Source organism: Mesorhizobium sp. M5C.F.Cr.IN.023.01.1.1 (assembly GCF_003997585.1).
GTDB classification, from domain to species: Bacteria; Pseudomonadota; Alphaproteobacteria; order Rhizobiales; family Rhizobiaceae; genus Mesorhizobium; species Mesorhizobium wenxiniae.
This window is the reverse complement of the sequence record NZ_RZSU01000205.1, coordinates 1-4,559: the sequence shown is the minus strand read 5'-3', so window position 1 is coordinate 4,559 and position 4,559 is coordinate 1. Positions and strand designations below refer to the sequence as shown.

5 protein-coding genes are annotated in these 4,559 nt (G+C 62.2%); 2 read left to right on the top strand and 3 right to left on the bottom strand.

Annotation, left to right across the window (positions count from 1 at the left end; translation table 11 throughout):
- Positions 1-41: 41 nt before the first annotated feature.
- From aroQ to EOA78_RS35095, 3 genes are all read right to left on the bottom strand, one after another.
- Entirely contained in the window at positions 42-476 is a 435-nt protein-coding gene (aroQ, locus tag EOA78_RS35105; RefSeq protein WP_127320274.1) for a type II 3-dehydroquinate dehydratase, read from the bottom strand.
- 306 nt (positions 477-782) lie between these two features.
- Positions 783-1,586 carry a DsbA family protein gene (locus EOA78_RS35100; protein WP_127320272.1) on the bottom strand — a complete coding sequence of 268 codons (804 nt, stop codon included), beginning with the start codon at positions 1,584-1,586 and terminating at the stop codon, positions 783-785.
- A 75-nt stretch (positions 1,587-1,661) separates the two neighbouring features.
- A complete protein-coding gene (locus EOA78_RS35095; protein WP_127320270.1) occupies positions 1,662-3,056 on the bottom strand; it encodes a M48 family metalloprotease in 1,395 nt (464 codons plus the stop codon).
- 146 nt (positions 3,057-3,202) lie between these two features.
- On the opposite strand from EOA78_RS35095, the gene EOA78_RS35090 reads away from it, so the two are divergent.
- Both EOA78_RS35090 and EOA78_RS35085 read left to right on the top strand, forming a co-directional pair.
- On the top strand, positions 3,203-4,351 hold the full coding sequence (locus tag EOA78_RS35090; protein ID WP_127320268.1) for an aminotransferase class I/II-fold pyridoxal phosphate-dependent enzyme: 1,149 nt from the start codon (positions 3,203-3,205) through the stop codon (positions 4,349-4,351).
- A gap of 4 nt (positions 4,352-4,355) precedes the next feature.
- The coding region (locus tag EOA78_RS35085; protein WP_206533564.1) for a glutaminase at positions 4,356-4,559 on the top strand (204 nt) is incomplete at its 3' end.

Genomic DNA, 4,559 nt, shown 5'->3' with positions numbered 1-4,559 from the left:
CTTCTTTATCGACATTTTCGAGCCTTCTGTTTGTTGGCCGGTCATAGGCGTGCGGCCAGCGCCTGCAGCGCCAGTGTGTAGCCGAGCGGCCCGAACCCGCAGATCATGCCGACGGCCACCGGCGAGACCATGGAGACGTGGCGGAATGGTTCCCGCGCATGGATGTTGGAAAGATGAACTTCGGCGACGGGTAATGGCGCGACGGAGCGGATGGCGTCGTGAATGGCAATCGAGGTGTGGCTGTAGGCACCCGGATTGATGACGATGCCAACAGCCTTGTCGGCGGCTTCCTGTATCCAGTCGACGAGGTCGCCCTCATGGTTCGATTGACGGAAATCGATCTCGAGCCCAAGTGCCGCACCTGCCTGCTTGCAATCGTCGGCGATCGCGGCAAGCGTCTTGCCGCCATAGATGCCCGGCTCGCGCTTGCCGAGCGCGTTGAGGTTGGGACCGTTCAGGATGAAAACCGTTTTCAAAATGCCGACCTTTCCCAGTGTGATTTTGAATCCGAAATTCGCAATACCTTGGAGCAGCGCTTTGAACGAATTTCGGATTCAAAGCCACACTGGCAATTTATACATTTCTGATGTGGTGGATTTGAAGTTCCTGAACGCTGATGCCACCAAAGTAGCAGGAACTTCAAATCCACCACATCAGCGCCGGCATCAGTCGGCGCGCCGGTCCTCTATAATGGGCTTAGACGCCTGCGAAAAGAGCGCAAGTGGGTTCTTTCGCTGTCCACAACAGGCGGAAAATGGCTTGCGCCGAAAGCCAGCGGGCGATCAGAGTGCGGCCTTGGCCGCCTCGATCTTCTCCGCCAGCACTTCCTGGCCGAGCGCCCCGAACACCACCTCGTTGCCGACCACATAGGAGGGCGTTCCGGTGATGGCCAGCTTGTTGGCAAGGTCAAAGGTCTTGGAGAGGGCCTCGGCGATCGACGGTTCCTTCATCTTCTCGCGCAGCGTCGCTTCGTCGGCGCCGAGCGAAAGCGCTACCTTGATGGCCGCCGCTTCGGTGGCGCGTCCTTGGCCGCCGAGCAGCGCGTTGTGGAACTCGCCGTATTTCTCCGGCATCATGAGGTGGAAGGCCATCGAGACGACGCTCGCCTTCTGCGAATCCGGGCCGAGGATCGGGAACTCCTTGAGCACGAAGCGCAGGTCCGAATCGGCTGTCGTCAGCGTCTGCATGTCCTCCATGGCGCGTTTGCAGTAGCCGCAATTGTAATCGTAGAACTCGACGATGGTGACCTTGCCGTTCGGATTGCCGACGACGCCGTCGAAGGCCGAGTTGAAGATCTGGTCCTTGGCATTTTTGATGATGGCGAGACTGGCGACGCGCTGCGCCTCCTTCTGCTTGGCCTCGAGCGCTTCCTGAGCCTCCAGCAGCACTTCCGGGTTCTTCAGGAGATAGTCGCGGATGATGCCTTCGACTTCGGCCCGGTCGATCTTGGTGTCGGCGGGCGCCGCCTGGGCGATCTGCACGGCATCCGCCTTTGCCGTCTGCGGACTACCGGTCACGAACCCGAAACCCAGCATGGCGAGAGCGACCGCCACTCCCGTGGTGCCCAGCAGAATTGCCTTGTTCATCATCCCTAATCCTCTTGCCTGGTTCCGGCCCGACCCGATTGGTCCACTAAATGTCGCCGCGCACGGCCGGAAGGTTCACTTTTTCTTGCCTGATGGTGCGTAGTTTATGATGTCCTGCGCGCGGATCCAGCCCGGCTCGCCGCGCTTCATTTTCATCTGCGCGCGCATTGCGAAGATCTTGGCATCCTTGTAGGCGCCGGAATAGAAATGGCCTTCGGCGGTTGCAAGATCCGCGGCCGGGATGTTGCCGAGTTCGCCATAGGCCTGCGCCAGATGGCGGTAACCGACGGCGTTTTCCCGGTCGCGCCCGAGGCCCTTGTTGATCTGCACCACTGCTTTCTCCAGGGAATCGGGCGTGCCGATTGCCATCAGCGCCTGGCCGTAGGAGACCGACAGCAACCCGGATCGTGCCGGATCGAGGCTGACCGCCTTGGCATAGGCTTCGGCGGCAGCCTTCGGTCTGTTCGCCTTCATCAGGATGTCGCCGCGCAATTCCTGGAAATAGGGGTTTTTCGGCTGTGCCTTGATCAGCGCGTTGGTCTTGGCGAGCGCCCCGGCCAGATCACCGAAAAGATAGCTCGTCTGCGCGTCGCCATATTGCGAGGCGAGGCTGTCCGGGTTCTTGCGCATCAGCCGCGATGCGGCGGCCTTGCCCCCCATATAGGCGGCGATCTTGATGCGCATCATGTCGTGCCGCTGCTGCAGTGCCGGCGGATCGACCTTCTCGACATAAGGGCTCTGCTTGACCAGCACTTCGAGATTGGCAATGCGCTCCCGCGGCAGCGGATGGCTGATCCGGTAGGGGTCGACCTGCGCCCCTGACAGCGAGAGCGCGCTCTGAAAGCGGCCGAAGGTCTTCAGCATGCCCAGGCCGGACTGGCCGGTCGCGTTGAGATAGGTTACCGCCGAGCGGTCGGCGGTCATCTCTTCGGTGCGCTGATAGGCGAGGATGCTGCGCTGCGCCATCTCGCCGCCGCCGGCTGCAACCCCCATGCCCGCGCCGGCGAGGCCACGGCTCTTGGTGGTGGCGCCGGCAACGATGGCACCTGCGCCAAGCAGCGTCGCGATGATGGCCATCGTCTTGGCGCGTTCGAGCTGGTTGCGCAATTTTTGCTGGTGCCCGCCGGCAATGTGGCCGGCTTCATGGGCGATGACGCCGATGATCTCGTTGGGCGTCTCCGCCGACATTAGGGCGCCGGTGTTGATGAACATGCGGGATCCGGCAACGAAGGCGTTGAAACTCTGGTCGTTGACCAGCACGATGTCGACGCCGTCTTCCGGCAGGCCCGCGGCCCGGAAGATCGGCCGCGCATAATCGCGCACCAGCGCTTCGATCTCGGCATCGCGCACCACCGGCACGTTTTGCGCGAAGGCGCTGACCGTGCCGGTCACAGCGACGGTCGCGGCAAGCGAAAGCGTCGCGAAGGCGCGCGCTGCCCTGGCTATCGTCGATTTGGGTCGATTCAACATGGCAGGTCCACTGGTAGACGAGCAGGCGGAGGATGAAAAGTCGGCACTGAAACTTTACCGAACTTGTGATCCTCACATCAATCGGGCATTTGTGCGGCGCGCGACGCCAAAGCTCGGCGCCGGCAGCCGGCAAGGAATGAGGTCAAATGGTTGTATCGCTTTCGCGTCGCGGCGACGTCGAGCCGTTCCACGCCATGGACATTCTGGCGGAAGCGAATCGGCTGAAGGCAAAGGGCGTGCCGGTTGTTTCCATGGCCGTTGGCCAGCCGTCCGACCCGGCGCCGACGGGGGTCAGGCAAGCGGCGACGAACGCATTGAAGATGGGGCGCATCGGCTACACCGATGCATTGGGTCTTGCGGGCCTGCGCGAGGCGATCGCGCAGCACTATGCTGACCACTACGGGCTTGCCGTTTCACCCGGCCGGATCGCCGTCACCACCGGATCGTCGGCCGCCTTCAACCTGGCCTTTCTGGCGATGTTCGATCCAGGCGATCGTGTCGCCATCGCCGCGCCCGGCTATCCGGCCTATCGCAACATCATGGCCGCGCTCGGCATCGAGATCGTCGAGATCGAGCTCAATGGTGATGCCTATCTCCACGCCGAACATCTGAAGGCCGCGCATCGCGAAAAGAAGCTGAAGGGCGTGTTGTTCGCCAGTCCGGCCAATCCGACCGGCGCGGTTATCCCCGCCGACGAGCTGTCGGCGCTGGTGACGACGGCGCAAGAGCTCGGTATCGCCGTGATCTCCGACGAGATCTACCACCGGCTGGCTTACGCTGCGCCGGACACGACGGCGCTCGCCTACGGCCCTGACGTGACGGTGATCAATTCCTTCTCGAAATATTACTGCATGACCGGTTGGCGCATCGGCTGGATGGTGCTGCCGCAACCATTGGTGCGGCCGGTCGAGCGCATCGCCCAGAGTCTCTACATCTCACCGCCGGAACTGTCCCAGATTGCCGCGATCGAGGCGTTCAAGGCGACCGGCGAATTGGAGGCGGTGAAGGCGCGCTACGCCTGGAACCGCGAGCTTTTGATGAAACGCCTGCCCGAACTCGGCTTTGCGCTGGCGGCACCGATGGACGGGGCGTTCTACGCCTTCTGCGATGTCACCAGGCACACCAACGACAGCATGGCCTTTGCGCGCAAGATGCTGGCCGAGGCGCATGTTGCGGCGACGCCCGGCCGCGATTTCGATCCGCTTCAAGGCCATCGAACCATGCGCTTTTCCTACGCCGGCAGCCACGATGAGATGGTCGAGGCGATGATGCGCCTCGAACGCTGGCTGAAGTAGCGCCATGCCGGAACTCGAACAGGCTTTGACCGAAATTGCCGCCGAAATGGCGGAGCGAACGGATCGCGGCGAAGTCGCGACCTACATTCCGCAACTCGGCAAAATCAATCCGAAAAAGTTCGGTATTGCCGCGGTGACCAATGACGGTCGCGTGCTGATGGCGGGCGACGCCGATGAGCCGTTTTCGATCCAGAGCATTTCGAAGGTG

Excerpts from the sequence above, each read along its gene's own strand:
- EOA78_RS35090 (WP_127320268.1), top strand. The coding sequence starts at position 3,203 with ATGGTTGTATCGCTTTCGCGTCGCGGCGACGTCGAGCCGTTCCACGCC.
- EOA78_RS35095 (WP_127320270.1), bottom strand. The coding sequence starts at position 3,056 with ATGTTGAATCGACCCAAATCGACGATAGCCAGGGCAGCGCGCGCCTTC.
- EOA78_RS35100 (WP_127320272.1), bottom strand. The coding sequence starts at position 1,586 with ATGAACAAGGCAATTCTGCTGGGCACCACGGGAGTGGCGGTCGCTCTC.